General features: G+C 60.3%; 17 protein-coding genes and 1 riboswitch. Of the genes, 3 read left to right on the top strand and 14 right to left on the bottom strand.

The genetic code is table 11. The features are described from left to right. Nucleotides 1-64: 64 nt before the first annotated feature. Together alaS and ltaE are read right to left on the bottom strand one after the other, a co-directional pair. Nucleotides 65-2,683 (bottom strand): alanine--tRNA ligase, encoded by a 2,619-nt coding sequence (gene alaS / locus BKD70_RS11305; protein ID WP_047276950.1) that lies wholly within the window; start codon nt 2,681-2,683, stop codon nt 65-67. 146 nt (nt 2,684-2,829) lie between these two features. Next, a complete protein-coding gene (ltaE, locus tag BKD70_RS11300) occupies nt 2,830-3,834 on the bottom strand; it encodes a low-specificity L-threonine aldolase (protein WP_047276952.1) in 1,005 nt (334 codons plus the stop codon). A gap of 214 nt (nt 3,835-4,048) precedes the next feature. Next, nucleotides 4,049-4,219: riboswitch (FMN riboswitch) on the top strand. Between the two features lie 129 nt (nt 4,220-4,348). On the opposite strand from ltaE, the gene BKD70_RS11295 reads away from it, so the two are divergent. Together BKD70_RS11295 and BKD70_RS11290 are read left to right on the top strand one after the other, a co-directional pair. After that, nucleotides 4,349-4,861, top strand: coding sequence for a 6,7-dimethyl-8-ribityllumazine synthase (locus tag BKD70_RS11295; protein ID WP_047276954.1), 513 nt, complete (start codon nt 4,349-4,351; stop codon nt 4,859-4,861). A gap of 143 nt (nt 4,862-5,004) precedes the next feature. Then, complete coding sequence (locus BKD70_RS11290; protein WP_052892199.1) at nt 5,005-6,486, top strand: M91 family zinc metallopeptidase; 1,482 nt, start codon at nt 5,005-5,007, stop codon at nt 6,484-6,486. Here the strand turns inward: BKD70_RS11290 and astE are convergent. The 7 genes from astE to BKD70_RS11255 form a co-directional block, all read right to left on the bottom strand. Further along, nucleotides 6,471-7,493: a succinylglutamate desuccinylase gene (gene astE / locus BKD70_RS11285; RefSeq protein ID WP_047276956.1), complete on the bottom strand. Its 1,023-nt coding sequence runs from the start codon at nt 7,491-7,493 to the stop codon at nt 6,471-6,473. The genes BKD70_RS11290 and astE overlap by 16 nt on opposite strands. 13 nt (nt 7,494-7,506) lie before the next feature. After that, nucleotides 7,507-7,794: a hypothetical protein gene (locus BKD70_RS11280; RefSeq protein ID WP_047276959.1), complete on the bottom strand. Its 288-nt coding sequence runs from the start codon at nt 7,792-7,794 to the stop codon at nt 7,507-7,509. Nucleotides 7,795-7,858: 64 nt separating this feature from the next. Further along, nucleotides 7,859-9,205 (bottom strand): N-succinylarginine dihydrolase, encoded by a 1,347-nt coding sequence (gene astB / locus BKD70_RS11275; protein ID WP_047276960.1) that lies wholly within the window; start codon nt 9,203-9,205, stop codon nt 7,859-7,861. Between the two features lie 35 nt (nt 9,206-9,240). Continuing rightward, nucleotides 9,241-10,713 carry a succinylglutamate-semialdehyde dehydrogenase gene (gene astD, locus BKD70_RS11270; RefSeq protein WP_169835828.1) on the bottom strand — a complete coding sequence of 491 codons (1,473 nt, stop codon included), beginning with the start codon at nt 10,711-10,713 and terminating at the stop codon, nt 9,241-9,243. Beyond that, nucleotides 10,710-11,747: an arginine N-succinyltransferase gene (gene astA / locus BKD70_RS11265; RefSeq protein WP_047276965.1), complete on the bottom strand. Its 1,038-nt coding sequence runs from the start codon at nt 11,745-11,747 to the stop codon at nt 10,710-10,712. Before astA ends, astD begins: the two co-directional genes overlap by 4 nt. 55 nt (nt 11,748-11,802) lie before the next feature. After that, nucleotides 11,803-12,822, bottom strand: coding sequence for an arginine/ornithine succinyltransferase subunit alpha (aruF, locus tag BKD70_RS11260; RefSeq protein ID WP_047276967.1), 1,020 nt, complete (start codon nt 12,820-12,822; stop codon nt 11,803-11,805). 90 nt (nt 12,823-12,912) lie between these two features. Further along, nucleotides 12,913-14,133: an aspartate aminotransferase family protein gene (locus BKD70_RS11255; protein ID WP_047276969.1), complete on the bottom strand. Its 1,221-nt coding sequence runs from the start codon at nt 14,131-14,133 to the stop codon at nt 12,913-12,915. 396 nt (nt 14,134-14,529) lie between these two features. On the opposite strand from BKD70_RS11255, the gene BKD70_RS11250 reads away from it, so the two are divergent. Continuing rightward, on the top strand, nt 14,530-18,660 hold the full coding sequence (locus tag BKD70_RS11250; RefSeq protein ID WP_047276971.1) for a leucine-rich repeat domain-containing protein: 4,131 nt from the start codon (nt 14,530-14,532) through the stop codon (nt 18,658-18,660). A gap of 3 nt (nt 18,661-18,663) precedes the next feature. Here BKD70_RS11250 and argR read toward each other — a convergent pair whose 3' ends face one another. The 5 genes from argR to BKD70_RS11225 form a co-directional block, all read right to left on the bottom strand. Then, the gene (argR, locus tag BKD70_RS11245) at nt 18,664-19,644 is read right to left on the bottom strand and encodes a transcriptional regulator ArgR (RefSeq protein WP_047276973.1); all 981 of its coding nucleotides are present in this window, start codon (nt 19,642-19,644) and stop codon (nt 18,664-18,666) included. Between the two features lie 125 nt (nt 19,645-19,769). Continuing rightward, complete coding sequence (locus BKD70_RS11240) at nt 19,770-20,534, bottom strand: ABC transporter ATP-binding protein (RefSeq protein WP_047276975.1); 765 nt, start codon at nt 20,532-20,534, stop codon at nt 19,770-19,772. 23 nt (nt 20,535-20,557) lie between these two features. Further along, nucleotides 20,558-21,670: a succinylglutamate desuccinylase/aspartoacylase family protein gene (locus BKD70_RS11235; protein WP_047276977.1), complete on the bottom strand. Its 1,113-nt coding sequence runs from the start codon at nt 21,668-21,670 to the stop codon at nt 20,558-20,560. 3 nt (nt 21,671-21,673) lie between these two features. Further along, complete coding sequence (locus tag BKD70_RS11230; protein ID WP_047276978.1) at nt 21,674-22,372, bottom strand: ABC transporter permease; 699 nt, start codon at nt 22,370-22,372, stop codon at nt 21,674-21,676. Beyond that, nucleotides 22,369-23,058: an ABC transporter permease gene (locus tag BKD70_RS11225; protein WP_047276980.1), complete on the bottom strand. Its 690-nt coding sequence runs from the start codon at nt 23,056-23,058 to the stop codon at nt 22,369-22,371. The genes BKD70_RS11230 and BKD70_RS11225 overlap by 4 nt, the downstream gene beginning before the upstream one ends. Nucleotides 23,059-23,083 lie beyond the last annotated feature (25 nt).

The following is a 23,083-nucleotide window of genomic DNA, read 5'->3' as shown; positions in this document are numbered from 1 at the left end:
CTAAAGGGCGCCCATTTATCATTCAAACGACGCGCCGCCACTAGACAGCGGCGCGTTCTGGACCTCAGATACCCTGTTCGACAAATGGCACAGTCAGGGCCAGCGCGGCGTCCAGAGCAGCAGCATCAACACCGCCACCTTGCGCCATGTCCGGGCGACCACCGCCCTTCCCGCCCACTGCCGCAGCGGCCTGCTTCATCAAATCCCCGGCTTTGAGTTGGCCGGTCAGGTCTTTGGTTACGCCTGCAACCAGCACGACCTTGTCTTCATAAACCCCACCCAGCAGGATCACTGCACGGCCGAGCTTGTTCTTCAGCTGATCCACCAGCGCCAGAAGCGCCTTGCCATCTTGACCGTCCAGGCGAGCGGTCAGGACTTTCACGCCTTTGATGTCCACAGCCGACGCCGACAGATCGTCGCCAGCCGCGCTTGCGGCCTTGGCCTGCAATTGCTCCAGTTGCTTCTCCAACTGACGGTTACGTTCCAGCACCGCCGAGAGCTTGTCGACCAGGTTCTCGCGCGAGCCCTTGATCAGGTTCGCCGCTTCCTTGAGCTGCTCTTCAGCTGCGTTCAAGTAAGCCAGTGCGCTCGCACCGGTCACCGCTTCAATTCGACGGATACCCGACGCCACGCCGCCTTCGCTGGTGATTTTCATCAGGCCGATATCGCCCGTGCGTTGGGCGTGAATACCGCCACACAGCTCCACAGAGAAATCGCCGCCCATGCTCAGCACGCGCACGTTGTCGCCATACTTTTCGCCAAACAGCGCCATGGCGCCTTTTTGCTTGGCGGTTTCGATGTCGGTTTCTTCGGTTTCCACCGGTGTGTTCTTGCGAATCTCGGCGTTGACGATGTCTTCCAGCGCCTTGATCTGCTCAGGCTTGATGGCTTCGAAATGGCTGAAGTCAAAACGCATGCGCTGACTGTCCACCAACGAACCTTTTTGCTGAACATGCTCACCCAGCACTTTGCGCAATGCAGCGTGCAGCAAGTGCGTGGCCGAGTGATTCAAAGCCGTCGCGTGGCGCACATCGGCATCAACCTGAGTCTCGACGGTTTCGCCCACTTTCAGGCCGCCCTTGGCAACCACGCCGTGGTGCAGGAACGCACCGCCGGTTTTCGTGGTGTCACGCACGTCAAAGCGCGCAGCACCCGCCTGCAGGTAACCACAATCACCCACCTGACCGCCGGATTCACCGTAGAACGGCGTCCGGTCGAGCACGACCACACCTTCATCACCTTCATTCAGGGTCTGGACCGACTGACCTTCTTTATAGAGGGCCACCACCTTCGCCGAACCGTGCGTGGCGTTGTAGCCGATGAACTCGGTCGGCACATCCACCTTGACCAGCGTGTTGTAGTCCAGGCCAAACGAACTGGCCGAGCGGGCACGTACCCGCTGAGCTTCCATTTCACGCTCAAAACCGGCTTCGTCGACCGTCAGGTTGCGCTCACGGGCGATGTCCGCCGTCAGGTCCATCGGGAAACCGTACGTGTCATACAGCTTGAACACCACGTCGCCCGGCACCACGGTGCCTTTGAGGTCAGCCAGATCCTGCTCCAGGATTTTCAGGCCCTGTTCGAGCGTCTTGGAGAACTGCTCTTCTTCAGCCTTGAGTACGCGCTCGATGTTGGCCTGTTCGCGCACCAGCTCGGGGAAGCTGGCACCCATTTCAGCCACCAGCGCAGCCACGATCTTGTAGAAGAAGTTGCCGGTCGCGCCCAGCTTGTTGCCATGGCGGCAAGCGCGACGAATGATGCGACGCAGCACGTAGCCGCGGCCTTCGTTGGATGGCAATACGCCATCAGCAATCAGAAAGCTGCACGAACGAATGTGGTCCGCCACGACTTTGAGCGAAGCTTGACCTTCATTGGCGCAACCAATGGCGTCGGCGGCGGCTTTGAGCAGGCTCTGGAACAAATCGATGTCGTAGTTGGAATTGACGTGCTGCATCACCGCACTGATCCGCTCCAGGCCCATGCCGGTGTCTACCGACGGCGCTGGCAACGGATGCAACACGCCATCGGCGGTGCGGTTGAACTGCATGAACACGTTGTTCCAGATTTCGATGTAACGGTCGCCGTCTTCGTCTGGCGAGCCTGGCGGGCCACCCCAGATTTCGGGGCCGTGATCGTAGAAAATCTCGGTGCAGGGACCGCACGGGCCGGTATCGCCCATGGTCCAGAAGTTATCGGACGCGTACGGAGCGCCTTTGTTGTCGCCAATGCGGATCATGCGCTCGGCGGGTACGCCGACGTCTTGGGTCCAGATGTCATAGGCTTCGTCATCGCTGGCGTAGACGGTCACCCACAGCTTGTCGGCAGGCAGCTTCAGCACGCCAGTGAGGAAGGTCCAGGCGAAATTGATCGCGTCTTTTTTGAAGTAATCGCCAAAGCTGAAGTTGCCGAGCATTTCAAAGAAGGTGTGGTGACGGGCGGTGTAACCGACGTTTTCCAGGTCGCTGTTCTTGCCACCGGCACGCACGCACTTCTGGCTGCTGGTTGCACGGGTGTATGCACGCTTTTCCTGACCCAGGAAGCAGTCCTTGAACTGGTTCATCCCCGCGTTGGTGAACAGCAGGGTCGGGTCGTTATTCGGCACCAAGGAGCTGGAAGGGACACGGGTGTGACCTTGCTCCTCGAAGAAGCGAAGGAAGGCTTCACGGATTTCTGCGCTTTTCATAGGTTCTTCCACGGAGGCTGAGGCCAGAGGCAAGTCAATCAGGTCGGTCGACAGTGCGACTCGCAAAGGGCCGCATTATATCGGCCCTGCGCCCTGGGTACAGCGTGTTTATACGATAGGCACCCTCAATTGGACGGGTTACGCACTCATTGCCGGTTAAATTCGTCCAGAACCGTGACCACTTGCTCAATTTGCCCGCGGCTGACGTCCAGGTGCGTCACCATGCGCAGGCGCGGGGCGGCGCTCAGCTTGATGCCGCGCGTGGCGGCAAAGGCTTTGAGCGCTTCGGCGCGGTCGCCCAGATCGGCGTACACCATATTGGTCTGTACCGGCTCGACGTCATAACCGCAGGCACGCAGCCCGTCAGCCAGATACTGCGCATTGGCATGGTCATCCGCCAGGCGCTGCACCTGATGATCCAGCGCATACAAACCGGCCGCGGCCAACTGCCCGGCCTGACGCATTCCCCCGCCGACCATTTTGCGCAGGCGTCGGGCCCGGGCAATCAGTTCGGCCGAGCCGCACAGCACCGAGCCTATCGGCGCGCCCAACCCCTTGGACAAACACACCGACACCGAGTCGAAGTGGCGGGTAATGTCGGCGGCGTCCACCCCCAGCCTGACGGCTGCGTTATACAGCCGCGCGCCGTCCAGGTGCAGTGCCAGCCCATGCTCGCGGGTCAGGCGACTGGCCGCCGCCAGGTACTCCAGCGGCAACACTTTGCCCTGCATGGTGTTTTCCAGGGCCAGCAAGCGGGTCCGGGCGAAATGGAAGTCATCCGGCTTGATCGCGGCCGCTACCTGTTTCAAATCCAGCGAGCCATCGGCCTGAACCTCCAGCGGCTGCGGCTGGATAGATCCCAGTACCGCCGCCCCGCCACCTTCGTATTTGTACGTGTGGGCCTGCTGCCCGACGATGTATTCCTCGCCCCGCCCGCAATGCGCCATCAGGGCCAAGAGATTGCTCATGGTCCCGGTGGGCACAAACAGGGCCTGTGCAAACCCGAGCCTGTGCGCCAACTCGGCTTCCAAGTGATTAACCGTCGGGTCTTCGCCATACACATCGTCCCCGAGCGGCGCAGCGGCCATGGCCTCACGCATGCCAGGCCCGGGTTGAGTCACGGTGTCACTGCGAAGATCGATAACAGTCATTGGAAGCCTCGGCCAAAGGAGATAAGCACTGGATGCTAAGCGGTGAATAACCTGTCGAACAAGAGGCGTGCGGGTTATGGCGAGATGAATCAAACCGTATTGCTCGAACCGGCCGCTAAAACCATCAGAAATTTCGATGACCATTAGCAAAAAGCATCGATGCATCCCTGAAACATTTGTGATACAAAATGCCCGCCGCCAGAAAGGCTGGCGGCAACGTTCTCAGGGCGGGGTGTAACTCCCCACCGGCGGTAATTGCGCGCAATGCGTATAGCCCGCGAGCGCTTGGCAGGTCCCAAAGCTACGGCTGACGGCCTGGCAAGGTCAGCAGACCCGGTGTGATTCCGGGGCCGACGGTCATAGTCCGGATGAAGAGAGAACGGGATTGGCGCCAAAGGGCCGTCAGTCGGACAGGTCAGTGTCGAGGTTACTTGCTCGCGCGGCCTGTCTGGACGCACCCTTAAATCCCATTCGATTCATATGCCCTGTTTTTCACACAAACAGGAGTCTGAACATGCAACCCACCGCAATCGACAGCAAAAGCAAAAACCACCACAACGAACGCGTCGCGTTCATTCAGGCCAGCTGGCACAAAGAAATCGTCGATCAAAGTCGTAAGGGCTTTCTGGCCGAGATGCTTGAACAGGGCTATCAGGAAAGCGACATCGACTTCTTTGAAGTCGGCGGTGCCTTCGAGATCCCGCTGCATGCCAAGCTGCTGGCCAAGACCGGTCGCTATGCAGGCATTGTGGGCGCGGCACTGGTGGTGGACGGCGGCATCTATCGCCACGACTTCGTCGCGCAGTCAGTCGTCAGTGGCCTGATGCAAGTGCAGCTGGAAACCGAAGTCCCCGTGTTCTCGGTCAGCCTGACCCCGCATCATTTCCATGCGGGCGAAGAGCACCAGAAGTTTTTCTTTGACCACTTTGTGCACAAAGGCCAGGAGGCGGCGAAAACCTGCGTCGATACCCTGCAGAAAATCCGTCATATCAAGCGTCTCGATACCCAGCAAAAACGCGCTGTATAACGCCTGAATTCCCGACTGCCCCGCCTGCGGGCCGTCGGGATCGCGCACTAACTATCTAAAGCACCTGCAAGCCCTCAACGCGTTTCAATCGTTGCCACTGGGAACCCCCAGACGTTTGAACACACTGCGATGGAGTCTTGCCTATGTGCCCTTCCCCCCCTTCAGCAACAGCGGGTCCCGAACCTGCACGCCATCAGTTTGATATAGACGGCGGCGACACAGCACCGCCGGAACTGATCGAAAAAACCGTTTCCAGCCCCACACCGCACGCCCCCCAAACCACCACCCGAAGCCTGCTGCACCTGAGCACGTATGCCTCGATCGTGCGCTACGTCACTGAGGGTGTGTTTTTCGAAAGACCTGTTGACCGGCTGGAGTTCCGCTCTACAGCGCCACGTTCGTCCATCTTCGTGACTCAAGGCGAAAACGACACGATCGTGATTGACCTCAACCACCAGCGCTTCAACATTCGCCCCGCCAGCAACCGACAGATCATCGAACTCCACACCTCACACGGTGACGACACGGTGTATGTCGCCAGCGCCTTCAAAAATCCGTTTCATATCCAAACCGGTGACGGCAATGACACCGTGGTCACCCTCGCGAAAAAATCAAACGTCATCACAGGGGCTGGCGACGACATGGTGATGACCGGTGCCGGGCGCAGTTATATCAATACGGGCCAGGGCAATGACATCGTGAATGTCAGTGGTTCAGGCACTACCACGGCTTATCTGGGCAGTGGCGCCGACTTTTTCCGGGGAGATGCAGGCAGGGTCTTTGTGGATGGCGGTAAAGGTGACGACGTCCTCATCGGTGGGCAGGGCCATAACATCATCAGTGGCAACGACGGGGATGACCTGATCACCGCAGGCCCGGCCACTAACGTGATCTACACGGGCGCCGGGCAAAACATCCTCGACAACATCAAGGACACGGACCGGATCTTCACAGGCAGCGACATTACATCCCTCTCAGAAGGCAGGATTACGCCCGACACGCAAATTGGAACGGTCTTCAAGGTCACGTCACAGCCACTGTCCGAGACTGGACTGATGATCGAAGGCAGCGACATGTTCACTGAGCGGGTTCAGGACGACCTCAGGTTATTGCTCGGCTCTGCCAATGGCCATCAACTGTTAAAGGCACTGACCAAAAGCATCCGTGACAGCAAAAAACCCATCACCATTGCCGAGTTCAAGCATGTGCGAAACGGCCTGTATGTCCCCACTCTGAATGACGGCACCGCCTTCGTTGTATCGGGAAGGCCGGGTACGCGGGCCTATGGCGGCACGGTTTACTACAACCCGACCTATTCAGAAACCGAAGACATCCCGCTCGCAACGCTGTATCACGAATTGTGTCATGCCTATAACTTTGTAACAGGTTCAGTCTTCGAGGGGATGAGCCCTGACGGCCACAGCGGGACCAAGTCCGCGCCCATGGTCAATAACCTCGAACTGCAGGTCGTTGGGCTGCCGTGCAATGTTGAACCGTTTGACTTCGACGCCGACCCGTCGACCCCCGCCCGCGTCACTAACCCAACCCCCTACACCGAAAATGCGTTACTCGAGGAGCTGGGCCTGCAACTGCGCAAAACCTACATTTATTACGCCAATGATTGATCCAGCAACGCTTCGGACGCAGGCTCAATAATGATTCCGGCGCGCAGGCCACTCTTGACCTTTGGATTGGGAAAGATGATCCGCGCGCCCTTTTCCTCAATGATCCAGCGGGTTTTCCCGGCATCTTCGGCCAGCAAATAACCTTTGGGCAACTCTGAAAAGTTCTCAACATCGGCCGGCAAATGCAGGATGAACGCCTCGCTGTGCTTGATCACTTCCCGCGCCACACTAAACAGCTGCAAACCGTCCAGCGACGCCTCTTCCAGTGACGGCTCAGTGCCTTCAATGATCTGTTTCAAACGTTGTTCAAGACGTTCGACATTGACCCCGGCGTTGTGCCTAAACGGCCGCGCTTTGCCCAGCTCAAGGGTGAACGCCTCGGCATTCAGTTGTTCACAGGTGAAGGCACTGAAGACAATCGACGGTTTGCTTTGCAACAAGACCGCTTCCATCCCCGCCGCGCGCAGACGCGCCAGTTCGCGACGTGAAGGGGCGCGCCCCTCCTTGAACGGATACAAGGCAAATTGTTCAAGTTTCGAACCGCGAATGGCGGTGTGCAGGTCATAGTGCAAACGGGTCCGGCCAGCCAGGCTGAAAAACGCCGTGGCCAGATGCTCCAGTTCACAGGCGCGCAGGGCTTCAGAGCCGCAGCTGCATTCGTGACGGCCGTTAAACAGCCGGTTGAGGTCCTCCTCGACAAAACGATCACCGGTGCGCATGGCACCCGGATTGCCGAACAAGAACAAAATACGTACACGCGGTTTGATGTCTCCCCGTGCGATGCCTTGCAACAGGCGATCGAGCAGTTCGATCGGCGCTGTTTCGTTACCGTGAATGCCCGCTGACAAGAGTAAATCCAGACCCGTGTCCTGACCACCGGGCGGCGTCACCTCCAGCGCACCCTCGCCTAGCCAGCGCAATCGCACGCCATCGGCCGTCAGTTGAATTTTCTGGGCCGGTTCGCGACCGGCCAGGGTCAGTTCAAGCAGTTTGCCGAGGGCGAGCATAGTGCATCCTTAATCAGTGATTGCAGTCCGGGCCGTGGACGTGACCGTCTTCGTCATCGCTCATGTCAGCCGGTTCCATTTCCAGTTGCAGGCTCACCAGGTTGGTGGCCAATGGACGCAACAGCAGGTTGGCATATTCGGCGTCGCCTTCTTCCACGTCTACACCGATCAGCAACTGGCCGCGGCCGTCTTGCTGAATCCACAGCTCCTTGCCCTGCCACATGACCGCCACGCGGGTGCAGGACGTTTGCAATTGCGTGCCGTCGGTGTCTTCAAGGATCAGCTGCAGGGAATCGCTCATAGTTTCGTACTCAGTGAAAAGTGGAGTGGCCAGGACCGGCATCAATGCCGGTACAAGGCGCTATTCAATTGATCTGGAATGGATAGACCGCGCCCAGTTTAAGGATTTGCGTCAGTTCATCCAGTGCCGTCCGGCATTCAAGCAGCAACTGCGGGTCCGCCAGATCGCTTTCGCGCAGCGCATCGCGGTAGTGCGTGTTCACCCAGCGGGTGAGCGTGCCGTACAACGCGGGCGTCATGATAACCCCCGGATTGACCGCCGCCAGCTCTGTTTCTTTCAGTGCGACCCGCAGCCGCAGGCAAGCCGGGCCGCCGCCGTTCTGCATGCTTTGCTTGAGATCGAACACCTTGACCTCACGGACCGGCCCGCCACTGGCGGTCAGGCTTTGCAGGTACTGCCAGACGCGCGGGTTGCTGCGGCACTCTTCTGGCACGATCAGCAGCATCGAACCATCGGCGCGGCTCAGCAATTGACTGTTGAACAGGTACGAACGCACGGCATCTTCAACGGCCACCTGGTCGCGAGGCACACTAATAGACTGGAAGGCCGCCCCACGTGCCTGCAGCTTGCCGTGCAATTCGGCCAGCACGTGCTCGGTGTTCAGGAAGGCATCCTGGTGATGAAACAGCAGTTCGCCATTCCCCACCGCAATGACGTCGTTATGGAACACGCCCTGGTCGATGACAGCCGGGTTCTGCTGCGCGAACACCACGCCCGCGTCACTCAGGCCGTGCAGCCGCGCGACCGCCTGAGAGGCCTCAAGCGTCTGGCGTGCCGGGTATTTCTGCGGGGCCGGGTAACGGCTGTCGAACGCGCTGCGCCCATAGACAAAGAATTCAACGCCCGCTTCGCCGTATGAACGGCAGAACCGGGTGTGGTTGGCCGCGCCTTCGTCACCAAATTGCGCCACGGCCGGCAAGGCTGCGTGGTGAGCAAAATGCTCAGGGTCCGCAAACATTGCCCCTAGCACACGGCTGGTGGTCGGGTGTTCGATGCTGCGATGGAACTTGCAGTTAAGGTTGGCGGCAGTGAAATGCACGCGCCCGTCTGCCGTGTCGGCACTCGGGCTGACCGTCGCTGCGTTGGCCACCCACATGCTCGATGCCGAGCAACTGGCCACCAGCAAGGGCATGGCTTCTTTCGCCGCTTTTTCAATGACCTGCGCATCGGTGCCGCCAAACCCCAGGCTGCGCAAGGCGGCCACGTCCGGACGCTCTTGCGGAGCCAGAACGCCCTGAACAAAGCCCATGTCCATCAGCGCTTTCATTTTTTCCAGGCCTTGCAGCGCGGCTTCCCGGGGGTTGGAAGCCTGCTGGCTGTTGCTCTGGGACGCGACGTTGCCGAAGGACAACCCGCCGTAGTTATGGGTCGGCCCCACTAAACCGTCAAAATTGACTTCAAAGGACTTCATCAGCGAGGCTCCGGCAAACGGTTTTTATAAGCACTTCAAAATGACAAACGTACGCCCGGCGTCAGCGCCGTCGGTAACGCGAGGGTCGGCGTTTCCAGCGAGGCCACCGGGTAAGCACAATAATCAGCGGCGTAATACGCACTGGCACGGTGGTTACCCGAAGCGCCGATTCCGCCAAAAGGCGCGCTGCTGGCAGCCCCGGTCAACTGCTTGTTCCAGTTGACGATGCCGGCACGGCTTTCGAGCCAGAACTGCTGATAACGCGCTTCGGAATCGGACAGCAAACCGGCAGCCAGACCAAAGGCTGTGTTATTGGCCTCCGCTATCGCGGCGTCGAAATCAGCGTAACGGATCACTTGCAGCAACGGGCCGAACAACTCTTCATCGCTACGCTCACTGACTTCGGTCACATCGAGGATGCCCGGCGTAAGCAGCGCGGCATTGCTGTCTGGCTGACTCATTTCGAGCAGGGCCACCGCCCCGCTACCGAGCAGTACTTCTTGCGCATCCATCAGGGCCCGCGCGGCCTGCAACGAAATGACCGAGCCCATGAATGGCGCAGGCTGCTGATCGAACGCACCCACTTCAATGCGCTGGCTGACCTCGACCAGACGCGTCAGCAGGCTGTCGCCCCAGGCGCCTTCGGGCACCAGCAAGCGGCGCGCGCACGTGCAGCGCTGACCGGCTGAAATAAAGGCTGACTGAATGATCGTGTACACCGCCGCTTCAACGTCAGCCACCTGATCGACCACCAGCGGGTTGTTGCCGCCCATCTCCAGCGCCAGGATTTTGTCCGGGCGACCGGCAAACTGCTGATGCAAGGCGTTACCGGTGCGACTCGACCCGGTGAAGAACAGGCCATCGATACCCGCATGGGCCGCCAGCGCAATACCGGTGTCGCGCGCGCCTTGCAGCAGGTTCAGCACCCCGGCAGGCAGACCGGCTTCGATCCAGCACTTGACGGTCAGCTCGGCCACTTTGGGTGTCAGCTCGCTCGGTTTGAAGACCACGCAGTTACCGGCCAACAGGGCCGGAACGATGTGACCGTTAGGCAGGTGCCCCGGAAAGTTGTAAGGGCCGAACACCGCCACCACGCCGTGGGGCTTGTGCCGCAGCACGGCCGTGGCATCCCCCAGCGGGCCGCTCTTCTCGCCCGTGCGCTCACGGTAGCTTTGAACCGAGATGGCCACCTTGTTAATCATGCTGGTGACTTCAGTGGCCGATTCCCACAGCGGCTTGCCGGTTTCCTCACCGATGCAGCGCGCCAGCGCGTCGGCGTTGGCCTTGAGGCTGTCGGCAAAGGCTTCCAGCACTTTCAGGCGTGCGTCGAAAGAACGTTTGGCCCAGCCCGCAAACGCCTGACGCGCTGCGTTGACGGCGGCATCCACCTGGCTGGCATCGGCGCCCTGGCCTGACCACAGCACCTGCTGGGTGACCGGATTCAGCGATTCAAAGGCTTCGCCCTGCCCGTTTTGCCATGCGCCTGCGATGTACAACGTGCTCATTATTGCTTCTCCCGTGGGGCCACTGGCTGGGCGGATAACGTCACCGCGCGCACTTGATCGCCAGCGCTCAATTGCAGGCGCTTGGCAGTCATCGGATCGACCACCAGCGTGCCCGCGGCCAGACGCGCCGGGGCGGCGGTGATGCGGCAGTCCTCGCGCTTGCGGTTGTGAATCAGGTAAGGCGTGGCGTCGTCGCCCGGTGTGCCAATGGCCAGCACCAACGCTTCGCTTTCGCGCACCGCCCGGATTTTGTCGGTCTCGCACTCCACCGCCGGGCCCGCGTCAAAGATATCGACGTAGCCCTGATAGCTGAACCCTTCGCTTTTAAGCATGTTCAGGGCCGGCTCGGTGTGGGTGTGCACCTTGCCGATCACGGCGCGCGCGTCTTCGGACAGGAAGCAGGTGTACACGGGAAACTTGGGCATCAGCTCGGCAATGAACGCTTTGTTACCGACCCCGGTCAGGTAGTCGGCCTGGCTGAATTCCATTTTGAAAAAGTGCCGACCCAGGCTTTCCCAGAACGGCGAACGCCCGGCTTCGTCAGACATGCCGCGCATTTCAGCAATGATCTTGTTGCCAAACAGCTCGGGGAACTCGGCGATGAACAGCATCCGCGCCTTGGCCAGCAAGCGGCCATTCAGGCCGGTGCGGTGATCCGCGCCGAGAAAGAGCGAGCACAGTTCCGAATTGCCGGTCAGGTCGTTGGCCAGAAACAGCGTCGGAATTTCGCGGTAAATATTCAGTTCTTGCGACGCGCTGACGGTCAGCCCGACGCGAAAGTTGTACCACGGCTCACGCAGGCCCACGGCGCCGGCAATGGCCGAAATACCGACCACCTTGCCGTCGTCGTCTTCCAGTACAAACAGGTAGTCGGCATCGCCGCGTTCGGCTTCACCGCGAAAGGTTTTCTCGGCCCAGGTCACGCGGTGCAGCAGGCGTTCTTCATTGGCGGGCAGCGTGGTCAGACCGGTTCCCGTGCTGCGGGCCAGTTCGATCAGGGCAGGTAAATCGCTGTTGCGTACAGGACGAACGATCATGCTATCTCCTCATGCAGGGCTCGCTGACGAACCCCGCGAAACTCGCTCTAAAGCGTTAAACCGCAACCACTCGCACGCTGGCACCTTCGCCAACGCCCAGGGCTTCGGCCGCTTCCATGTCCAGCGTGACCGGCTTGCCCGGCGCCCAATCAAGCTCCAGCAACACGGCGCGGTAGTCCTGAAGCTGCGCATTGGCCACCAGGTACTGGCGGCCGCCGCCTTTGCACACGTCACCGATTTTCACCGGCACCACGCGGCTTTGCGCAATCGAACGAATGCCCGACACCCGCGCATGCAGGGTCGGGCCACCGTCGAAAATGTCGATGTAATGATCGGTTTCAAAGCCTTCGCGCATCAGGATGTCAAAGGTGATCTGCGCCCGCGGGTGCACTTGGCCCATGGCTTCTTGCGCGGTGTCGGGCAGCAGCGGCACGTAGATCGGGTAATGCGGCATCAGCTCGGCAAGGAAGGTCCGGCTTTTCAGCCCGCACAGGCGCTCGGCGGCGGCGTAGTTGAGGTCGAAGAAGTTGCGGCCGATGGCATCCCAGAACGGGGAGTCGCCATTTTCGTCGCTGTAGCCGACGATTTCCGTCACCACCGAGTCGGCAAAGCGCTCCGGGTGGTTGGCGACGAACAGCAGGCGGCCACGGGAATTGAGTTCGGCAAACGTCGAACCCACCAGCTCCGGGACCACGTAAAAACTGGTCAGCAGGCTGTTACCGGTCAGGTCGTGGCACTGCGACAGCACATGGATCTTGTTGTGAATCTTCAGCTCGCGGGAGGCGTGAACGAAGGTCTCGTTACGGAAGCTGTAGAACGGCTCCGAGTAACCGGCCGACGCCACGATGGCCGAACAGCCCACCAGCGTGCCGGTGGCCGTGTCTTCGAGGACGAAGAAGTAACTTTCTTCACCATTGAAGCTCACCTCGGCGGCGAACGATGCCTCGGACGCGGCGATCTTGTCGCGCAGGCGTTCCACATCGTCCGGCAATGAAGTGACACCAATCGGGCTGTCCGCAGCCAGACGCTGTACCTCGCCCAGGTCAGCCATTTGCGCAGGGCGCATCACCAGCATGGTGTCACTCCTTAATTCTTGAAATAGAAAGAAACGAAGAAACCCCTGAGGGGAGCGCGCAGGCACGCGCCCCTCAGGGGGGGGGGCCGATCAGGCTTGAGTCAGTTTCTGCACAGCGCGCTCAAAGCGGTCCAGACCGTCTTTGATATCGGCCTCGTCAACCACCAGGCTCGGCGCAAAGCGCACCACGTCCGGGCCCGCTTGCAGGATCATCAAGCCTTCCTGTTCGGCGGCATTGAAGATGTCCTTCGCTTTGCCTTTCCAGGCATCGCTCAACACGCAGCCGAGCAGCAGGCCCAGCCCCCGCACCTGTGTGAACAGGCCGTATTGCTGACCGATGGCTTCAAGACGGGTCTTGAACTGGTCATGCCTGGCTTTCACACCGTCCAGTACTTCAGGGGTATTGATCACGTCGATCACCGCATTGCCCACTGCGCACGCCAGCGGGTTACCGCCGTACGTGGTGCCGTGCGTACCGACCACCAGGTGCTTGGCCAGCGACTCGGTGGTAAGCATGGCCGCAATCGGGAAACCGCCGCCCAGGCTCTTGGCGCTGGTGAGGATGTCCGGAGTCACGCCGTAGTGCATATAGGCAAACAGCTCGCCCGTACGGCCCATGCCGGTTTGCACTTCATCGAACACCAACAGCGCGTTGTGCTGATTGCACAGGTCACGGGCGCCTTGCAGGTAAGCCTGCTCGGCAGGCAACACGCCACCCTCGCCCTGTACCGGTTCCAGAACAACGGCGCAGGTCTTGTCGGAAATGGCCGCTTTGAGCGCGTCCAGATCATTGAACGGTACGTGGGTGATGCCGGTGATTTTTGGCCCGAAGCCGTCGGAATACTTTGACTGCCCGCCCACGTTAACGGTGAACAGGGTGCGCCCGTGGAAGCTGTTGAGCGCGGCAATGATTTCGTATTTTTCAGGACCAAAGCGGTCATGGGCCACACGGCGTGCGAGCTTGAAAGCCGCTTCGTTGGCTTCAGCGCCCGAGTTGCAGAAGAACACGCGCTCGGCGAAGGTCGAGTCCACCAGTTTTTTGGCCAGGCGCAGCGCCGGCTCGTTGGTGAACACATTGGACACGTGCCACAGGTTGTTGGCCTGCTCAGTCAGCGCACCGACCAGTGCCGGATGCGCATGGCCCAATACGTTAACGGCGATGCCACCCGCGAAATCAATCAGCTCGCGGCCCGACTGGTCCCACACTCGGGAACCCGCACCGCGCACAGGAATGAAGGCCGCAGGTGCGTAGTTGGGCACCATGACCTGATCGAAATCGGCGCGTTGCACCGGGGCTTGCTCAACGGACATCGGAGTCTCCTGAAGAGGAACGCCTGCCTAAACTGGCGAGCGATGGGGGGATTGTAAGGACACGTGACCATCACGCCTTGCCGCCAAGCGACAACTTCTTATAGCGCTCAACCACGATTTTCCCAGGGTTTCGGCAATGCGACATATTGCGTCACAAAGGCGCAGTTTAAACGTTGGGCCCCGTTAACGGCAGCGCCACGTTGGGTTGATTTACAGTTCCCCCGACATCAGCATTGCCCCCCGACAGCTTCAACGCGCAGACGGGGCTATTCCTGTATCGCGCGATCGCACAATTGCGATGCGTGGCCCACGGTTTTAAGCAGGTATTTGCGCTTTTCCTCAACCCCTTCGCGGACGATCTTGATCGCTCTTCACTGCCGATCAATGAGCCTGCACATGCCTGACACCACCCCTGCTATTCCAGACGCGCCCGCACGTGCGCGCCCGTCGCTGCTGCATCAAGCGCACCTCACGCAATCGTTGCCCGACTGGCTGATGCAAGCTCCCGAACAGGCGCGGCACACCCTCAGGCAAGTGAAACCGGCCCCCCGGCATTGGCCGCCCGAACTGCCCTATGCGCAGCAGGCTTCACTCAACCAGAGCCATATCAATCACTGGGCATCCCATCACGCCCTGCGCCAGGTATTCGACACGCTGCAAAACATCGAGGCATTTGCCACGCCCTTGCTACGCGAAGCGCTGCAGCGCCAGTACCACGTCGATCCCGCGCTGGACCTCAAGCGCACCTTTATCAACTTGTACATCCCGCTGACCACGCCGATTTTCGGCCTTAACACGGGCGCGGTTAAAAACTGGCGCGTTTCACTGCTGGACGCGGCCTTGCACAACTTCGAAGCTTTCGAAGCCGAACCGGATGCCCATACAAGCGATTCCGGCTTCATCACCCAACCCTCGGCTGACGGGCAGTATCAGGTACTGCAAGCACTGACCGCTCAAGTCCCCATTGCGGGCTTTATCTCACTGTGCCGGCAACTGGATCTCGGCCGGCAGTACAAAATGCATCTGGACGACGCCTTGGGCGTGACCGACCGCAGCCAGGCGCGCGCGTTGAAAACAGCCGTTCGCGAATACGTCAAAACCGCCCTGACGGCCTGCACCCACCATGCATTGGCGCACCAGCACATCAGCCGCAACCTGCATGAGTCACTCAATGACCTGGGCCAAGTCAGGGGCTGGACGAGCGGCGGGCCCGCGCCCCTTTACCCCCACAGCATGACGGTGCTCGGCACCGCGCTGAGCGGGGTTCTCGTTTTCAGCGCCTACCCGGCGTCCACCCCGGACAACGCTGAAATCGTCGCGTACGTACCGGATGATCCGCAGCACCCGCTCAAGCGCTATGCCTCGCTGGCTGACTTCGTCGCACAGCTGGCTCAACAACTGCGAGACCCCGCCTACCAGCAGTACTTCAGCCGCTTCATCGATCAGCAGCATCTGGGAGCATTCTTCGGCGCAGTGCAGCGTGCGCTGTTTCACATCACCGTCGACCCGGCTGACCTCCCCGAGGGTCAAGGACGGCCCGAAGACTACCCGCAGGTAGTTCGCACCACCCCGATTGAACACCCGGTGCTGACGTACACCCTCGTCCATGTTTTCCAGGCATTCGACGAGCACCTGTTTTATGAGAAACGCCGAAAACTGCTGGCCGATGCGCCCCTGATTGCAGTCAGCACAGATGCCGAAGATCAGAAAACACGCCACGAGCGTCACGAACGCCTGAAGCAAATCGGTGAATGGGCGCTCAACGGCCTCGAAATGGTCGGGGCCATTTTCGTGCCGGGGCTCGGGGAATTGATGTTGCTGCAAATGGCCTGGCAGGTGCTGGATGACGCCTATGAAGGCATCAAGGACTGGAGCGAAGGAAAAACCCTCGAAGCCTGGGACCACGTGTTCAACGTCATTTCCAGCCTGACCCAGGCAGGCGCCCTGGTCATTGGCGGCAAAATCGCCAGCGATGCACTGTCACCCTTTATTGCTCGCTTGAAGCCCGTCACGCTGCCCACCGGTGAAACCCGATTGTGGGAACCGGACCTCACACCTTACGAACACCCCGACCCGGTGCCCGCCCATGCACCAAGCAACGCCCTCGGCTTGCAGCTGCATGACGATGCGCAATACCTGACCCTTGAAGATAAAACCTACCGCGTCGAACAAGAGGCTCGCAGCCCGCGCTACCGCATCAAACACCCCGATCGCCTGCGCGCCTACTCGCCCCGCTTGCGCCACAACGGCATGGGCGCCTGGTCGGCCGAAACGGAACAGCCGCTTGACTGGGAGGATGCGCGCCTGTTTAAACGCCTCAACTCCAGCGCCGCCAACCTCCCGGACATTCAAGCTGCCCGCCTGCTGGCCCTCACCGATACCACGCCGTCTGTACTGCGCCGTCTGCATGCGGATGCGCTGCCTGCGCCCGCCTTGCTCGCCGACAGCCTTCAACGCTTCAACATCGACAACGACCTCCAGCGCTTTATCGACGACATGGAAAGCCACGACCCAGCCGTGCAACAGCGAGCCGACGCTCAAACCCAACTGCAAATACTGACCAGTCGCGACGTCTGGACCTTCAGTAAAGGCGTGAGGGTCATCAGCGAAAGTGGCGAGGTCATGGCCGACTACCCGCCTCGCTCCGGCGCCCCGCAACGCATAGACATCAGCCACACCCGCGTGCGTCAGGGCGAGCTGCTCAACGACGTCCTCCAGGCCCTGGATGCGCCGGATGCGAAAACCCTGTTAGGGCTCGACCCGGCATTCGGTGATCCGCTGCCAAACTCGCCCCTTCAACTCCGGCGCCTGCGCCTGCGCTTGGCGCAAGAGGCGCGCCGCCAGCGTTTCGAAGTGTTCACCTCGCGCTATTCAACCCCGCAATGGCCCGTCAGTGACGAGGTCAAATGGCTACAAACGACCTACCCCGAACTGCCAACTTCGGCGGCACAGGAACTGATCTGGAATGCCCATGGGGACGAAATTCTGCAACTGCTCAATCAGCGCACCCTCCCCGAACGCCTCGAAAGCCTGGCGCAGCAGTATGTGCATGAAACCCGCATCAACCGTGCTTACGAGGGCTTGTTTCTCGACTCGGCCGCCAGCCCGCACACGCCCTGGCTGATCCTGAGGACCGTTGAATCCCTGCCCGGCTGGTCCAAAAAGCTGCGTCTGGAAATCCGTGAAGACCACTTTGAAGGCCCCCTGCTCGACAGCCTCGGTGACGCGCAGGCACCGCTGCGTAAAGTACTGATCAAGTCAGCGCAGGGTTACAGCGCGCGCGATGCGTTGAATCAGGAATTACACGGCCCGGCCGACCTGTATGACGCGTTGCTGCACGCACTGCCGGATGCCGAGCGCCGTCAACTGGGGTTTCCACATGTCGGCCAGGGCAATGACCTGAAAAACGCCGTGCGTCAGCATCCACTGCTGCCGCGCAACCGGGTCAGCGCGCATGTAGAACCGCCGCGCACGGCACTGAACCTCGACCCGCAAAGCCTGCCGAGGCTCAAGGCCGAGGGCTATCCGTTATTGGGCGCCGATGCGCCAGGACAGACGCCCGACCTGATCGACCGGCGGGTCTATGAGCTGTACCCGAGTCTGAATATAAGGGAACGGGCACGCATCATTCGGACTCTGCCTGCCGACCGCGCCCAGGCCAATCAAGCACTCACCGAGCTTGGGCAAGCACTGCAAACCCTGCGCGATGACCTTGAAGCCTGGACCGTCGATGCGCCCGCGGTGAACCCGCGAACCGGTGACATGCTGCCGCCCAACGCGCGCCGGGCCAATGTTCAGGACCGCCACGCGTTCAGCCGCGAGCTGGAACGGTGCTGGCGTCGGCAAACCGCATTCGACAACTACCACGCAGACCCCGATCGCGATGGGTATGAGCTGACGTTCACACGGCCAATCGCCGACAGCATGCCGCCGATCAGCGCTGATTTCAGCCATGTGACCTACCTGTCCTTGAGAGGCGCAGGACCGGTGACCGGGGTGAGCGAGTTTCTTGAGCGTTTTCCGAGGTTGCGCGTGGTACACCTTCAAGGGTTTGCACTGGACGCGCTGCCTGAGTCGATACTCTCGATGGAGAACCTTACCGACCTGCACCTGGAAAGCAGTGAAATCACGCTAACCCCTGACACCGCGCACCGTCTGGGCGGCATGGAACACCTGGAATACATCGACCTGGACGACAACCCGCTCAACATTACGCCCGATTTCAGCAACATGCCGAATCTGAACACCCTTCACATGAGCAATGCCGAACTCACGGCATTTCCCGATTCGATACTGGGGCTCACGCAGCTTGAAGTGGTTGATTTAAGTGAAAACCTGATCGTCGAGTTACCCGCGACCCTGTTTGAGGCACCCGCTTCCGTCACACAAGCGCTCGACCTCGAAGGCAATCCTTTGTCCGAAGAAAGCCTTGAGCGGGTGCGCACTTACTTTGCGCAAACCGGCATCGACATGAACGTCGAATTTGATGTGGATAACGCCAACGAGCCTGAGCCCGTTGAGGAGTAGCGATCAGCCGCGCTCGGCAGGCGCCGATGACAACTCAAACGGGCTGCTGCTGCGGCGCTGATTGCGGTCTTCACGGGGGGTGGCGCCGAAGAAGTTGCGGTAGGCGCTGGAGAAGTGCGGCCCGGAGGAAAAGCCACACGACAAACCGATCTGGATGATCGATTTGCTGGTTTGCATCAGCATTTGCCGGGCCTTGTTCAGGCGCAGCTCAAGGTAGTACTGGCTAGGGACGCGATTGAGGTACTGCTTGAAGATCCGCTCCAACTGCCGACGGGACACGCACACATGCTGGGCGATTTCGTCGGTGGTCAGCGGCTCTTCAATGTTGGCTTCCATCAGCAATACCGCTTGAGTCAGCTTGGGATGGCTGGAACCCAGACGGTTCTGCAACGGAATGCGCTGGCGCTCGCCCCCTTCACGAATGCGCTCCACCACCAGCTCTTCGGACACCGCACCTGCCAGCTCGGCACCGTGGTCGCGGGCCAGTACGGCAAGCAGCAGATCCAGCACCGACATGCCGCCACAGGCACTGAGGCGATCGCGGTCCCAGTCAAACAGGTGACTGGTGGCAATCACCTTGGGGAAACGCTCGGCAAAGTCATCCTGCCAACGCCAGTGAACGGCCGCACGATAACCGTCCAACAACCCCAGTTGCGCCAAAGGATAGACACCCGCCGACAACCCGCCGATCACGCACCCGGCCCGCACCACCTGCTTAAGGGCGGTGCCCAGCGCCGAGGGCACGGGGCCCGGCGGCTCGTCGGCCAACAGAAAGAGCTTTTGGCAGCCCTCAAGCTTGCCGGCCCAAGGCTCGCCGGGTAAGTGCCACGCGCCCTCTACCGGAGGTTCGGCTTGCAGGAACAACAACTCGTAAACGACTTCCGGGTGCACGCGCTGGGCAACACGCAACGCCTCTTCGGCCAGCGCCAGGGTCAAGGCTTTGGTGCTGGGCCAAATGAGAAAACCAATTCGATGGGCGGTCATAGCGTGCTATCCGGAACGAAAACGAGAGTGAGGAACCACATGCGCCAGACACTCAGCCTAGGCCAGCCGCGCAGGATGCGGAGCATGACCTATTTTGGTGCACAACGGCAGTCTTGAAATCACAGTTACTTCAGGCTACCTGAGAGGAACTGCTGCAAACGTTCACATTGCGGATTGACCAGTACTTCGCGCGGGTTGCCGCTTTCTTCCACGATCCCTTTGTGCAAGAACACCAATTGGTTAGACACTTCGCGGGCAAAGCCCATTTCGTGAGTCACCACCACCATGGTGCGGCCTTCAAGCGCGAGATCCTGCATCACTTTCAGCACATCGCCCACCAGCTCCGGGTCGAGGGCCGAGGTCGGCTCGTCGAAGAGCATGACTTCCGGCTCCATCGCCAGCGCACGGGCAATGGCCACCCGCTGCTGCTCGCCGCCCGACATGTGGCCAGGGTAAGCCTCCTTGCGATGGGAAACGCCCACCTTGTTCAGGTAGTGCTCGGCTTTTTCCCGCGCTTCGGTTTTGGACATGCCCAGTACATGCACCGGCGCTTCCATGATGTTTTCCAGCGCGGTCATGTGCGACCACAGGTTGAAATGCTGAAACACCATCGATAACCGCGAACGCATGCGTTGCAGTTGCTTGGGATCAGCGGCCTTAAGCCCGCCGTCCTTGTTGGCAATGAGCTTGAGCTCTTCGCCATTGAGCAGGATTTTGCCCGCGTGGGGCTGCTCAAGCAGGTTGATACAGCGCAAAAACGTACTTTTACCGGAACCGCTGGAACCGATGATGCTGATCACATCGCCCGCTTTGGCGGCCAGAGAAACGCCTTTGAGCACTTCGTGACTGCCATAGCGTTTATGCAGGTCTTGGACTTCAAGTTTGTACATGCTGTCGGTTCTCACAGAAACAGTCAGTCGTTGAGCAAGCGCCCGTGGCGCAGCGGCTCGCGCCCCGCCACTTTGGCCAGCCAGAAACCGGGTTGGGCATATCGCAGGCGCTCAACGGCAAACAGCACACCGGCCGTACCTGCGCATACCGTGCTCACCCGGTCGGATAAAGGATCAATCACTTCGAACAGCGGCTCGCCTGGTTCAACCCAGGCGCCCGCCGGACGTAAAAAACTCACCACACCGGGGTGCGGTGCAAACAACAACTCAGTCCCTTCGAAAGGCATGCCTTCACACGCCTCATGCTGCGCAGCCGGCCATTGCCCGCCGATCAGCCCTTGCTCGGCGAGAAACGCCAGAATCCCTTCGGCATAACGCTGTGCTTCATCACGACCGGTGTCTGCCTGCCCACCCAGCTCCACCGTGGTGGCCATGCAGGCCAGCGGAATGGGCGCGTCGCCAAAGTGACGCTGCACACGCAACCAGGGCAAGGAGCACGCTTCGTCAAAAGAGCTGCCGCCCGAATCTTCAGCCAGCAGGCCAACCCGCACATTCAGGTGCGCAGCCAGCGAGCGCCACTGCGGCCAATGCTGGGGCAAGGCGTACATGTGCAGGGCCGCTTCGGCATCGCAATGCAGGTCGAGTACCACGTCGGCATCACAGGCATGGCTCAGGAGCACACGCTGCATGCCTTGCAACTGACTGGTCGCAGGTGGCAGCTCTGACAACACGTCGCGCATGGCCTGACGGATCAGATGAACATTGGCGCGTGGGTCATCCCCAAGGCGCCCTTCAAGCCGTGCCACAACCGGCGCACTCAGCTCGACAAAATCGCGGTTGAAGTTCTTGCCGCTGCCGTACTCGAAACGCCCCTGGTGATTGCCTTGCAGCAATTGCCCGAGCCCCAGCGGATTGGCCACGGGCACCAGTTCGATCACGCCGTTCAACAACCCTTGCGCTTCTAGCGCACTCAAGCGTTTTTTCAGCTCCCAGGCGCAACGCATGCCGGGCAGTTCGTCGGCGTGCAAGCTGGCCTGAATGTAGGCCTTGCGCTCACCCGTGCCAAAACGAAACACCGACAGATGACGCTCGGTGCCCAGGCTGCTCCAGGGCAAGGGATGATCGATACGTTCCATGGGTCAGGCCTTGCGCGGGGCCATATAGCCCAACCAGCGGCGCTCGGCCAGTTTGAACAGGCGCACCAGAATGAACGTCAGGCACAGGTAGAAAACACCGGCGGTGATGTAGGCCTCGAACGGCAAGTAGTACTGCGCATTCACGGTACGCGCCGCACCCGTGATGTCGATCAGGGTCACGATGGACGCCAGACTGGTGGTCTGCAACATCATGATGACTTCGTTGCTGTACTGCGGCAGCGCCCGGCGCATGGCCGACGGCAACAGAATGCGGCGGTACATTTTGCCGCGCGACATGCCCATCGCCTTGGCCGCTTCAATTTCGCCGTGGGGCGTGGCCTTGAGGCTACCGGCGATGATTTCGGCGGTGTAGGCGCTGGTGTTGATGGCAAAGGCCAGACAGGCGCAGAAGGTTGCGCTGGACAACAGCGGCCACATGAAACTGTCGCGCACTGCATCGAACTGGGCCAGCCCGTAGTAGATCAGGAACAACTGCACCAGCATCGGCGTGCCGCGAATCACATAGGTGTAGAGCCAGGCCGGGAAGTTGACCAGCGGCTGCTTGGAGACGCGCATCAGCCCCAGCGGCACGGCCGCCAGCAAGCCGAAGAACAGTGAAATACCCAGCAACTTGAGGGTTTCCAGCAGGCCATCAAGGTACAGCGGCATGCTGTCCCAAATGACGTTGTAGTCGAAGATCATAGATCAGCCGCCTTAACGCCTACCGAGTAGCGCTTCTCAAGTTGTCGCAACGCCAACAGCGATACGCTGGTCAACACCAGGTACATCGCCGCGACGGCCAGAAAGAAGGTGAAAGGTTCGCGAGTGGCATCTGCCGCCTGCTTGGCCTTGAACATCATGTCTTGCAACCCGACCACCGAGATCAGGGCCGTGGCTTTGGTCAACACCAGCCAGTTGTTGGTAAAGCCCGGGATCGCGAGACGAATCATCTGCGGCACCAACACCCGGAAAAACACTTGAAAGCTGCTCATCCCATACGCCATGCCGGCTTCCGCCTGCCCTTTGGGAATGGCCATAAAGGCACCCCGAAAGGTTTCGGACAAGTACGCACCAAAGATGAAACCCAAGGTGCCGATACCGGCCGCCAGCGGGTTCAAATCAATGTAATCGTCATAGCCCAACAGGGGCGCGACGCGGTTCAGCAAGTCCTGACCGCCGTAGAAGATCAGCAGGATCAGCACCAGATCGGGAATGCCGCGAATGACGGTGGAATACAAATCGCCCAACCAGGCCAGCCAGCGCACCGGCGACAGGCGCAAAGAAACACCGATCAGACCTAGAACAATGGCCAGGGCCATGGACGACAAGGCGAGCTGAAGCGTCAGCCAAGCACCATCGAGGATGACAGCCCCGTAGCCTTTCAACATGATTCAGGTCCTCAAAATTTGGATG

It is taken from the genome of Pseudomonas sp. BS-2016 (genome assembly GCF_001806145.1).
In the GTDB taxonomy this organism is placed as follows: Bacteria; Pseudomonadota; Gammaproteobacteria; order Pseudomonadales; family Pseudomonadaceae; genus Aquipseudomonas; species Aquipseudomonas lundensis.
This window is presented reverse-complemented; position numbering and strand designations above follow the sequence as displayed.

Coding starts and splice junctions, on each gene's coding strand:
- alaS (WP_047276950.1), bottom strand. CDS start 2,683: ATGAAAAGCGCAGAAATCCGTGAAGCCTTCCTTCGCTTCTTCGAGGAG.
- ltaE (WP_047276952.1), bottom strand. CDS start 3,834: ATGACTGTTATCGATCTTCGCAGTGACACCGTGACTCAACCCGGGCCT.
- BKD70_RS11295 (WP_047276954.1), top strand. CDS start 4,349: ATGCAACCCACCGCAATCGACAGCAAAAGCAAAAACCACCACAACGAA.
- BKD70_RS11290 (WP_052892199.1), top strand. CDS start 5,005: ATGTGCCCTTCCCCCCCTTCAGCAACAGCGGGTCCCGAACCTGCACGC.
- astE (WP_047276956.1), bottom strand. CDS start 7,493: ATGCTCGCCCTCGGCAAACTGCTTGAACTGACCCTGGCCGGTCGCGAA.
- BKD70_RS11280 (WP_047276959.1), bottom strand. CDS start 7,794: ATGAGCGATTCCCTGCAGCTGATCCTTGAAGACACCGACGGCACGCAA.
- astB (WP_047276960.1), bottom strand. CDS start 9,205: ATGAAGTCCTTTGAAGTCAATTTTGACGGTTTAGTGGGGCCGACCCAT.
- astA (WP_047276965.1), bottom strand. CDS start 11,747: ATGATCGTTCGTCCTGTACGCAACAGCGATTTACCTGCCCTGATCGAA.
- aruF (WP_047276967.1), bottom strand. CDS start 12,822: ATGCTGGTGATGCGCCCTGCGCAAATGGCTGACCTGGGCGAGGTACAG.
- BKD70_RS11255 (WP_047276969.1), bottom strand. CDS start 14,133: ATGTCCGTTGAGCAAGCCCCGGTGCAACGCGCCGATTTCGATCAGGTC.
- BKD70_RS11250 (WP_047276971.1), top strand. CDS start 14,530: ATGCCTGACACCACCCCTGCTATTCCAGACGCGCCCGCACGTGCGCGC.
- argR (WP_047276973.1), bottom strand. CDS start 19,644: ATGACCGCCCATCGAATTGGTTTTCTCATTTGGCCCAGCACCAAAGCC.
- BKD70_RS11240 (WP_047276975.1), bottom strand. CDS start 20,534: ATGTACAAACTTGAAGTCCAAGACCTGCATAAACGCTATGGCAGTCAC.
- BKD70_RS11235 (WP_047276977.1), bottom strand. CDS start 21,670: ATGGAACGTATCGATCATCCCTTGCCCTGGAGCAGCCTGGGCACCGAG.
- BKD70_RS11230 (WP_047276978.1), bottom strand. CDS start 22,372: ATGATCTTCGACTACAACGTCATTTGGGACAGCATGCCGCTGTACCTT.
- BKD70_RS11225 (WP_047276980.1), bottom strand. CDS start 23,058: ATGTTGAAAGGCTACGGGGCTGTCATCCTCGATGGTGCTTGGCTGACG.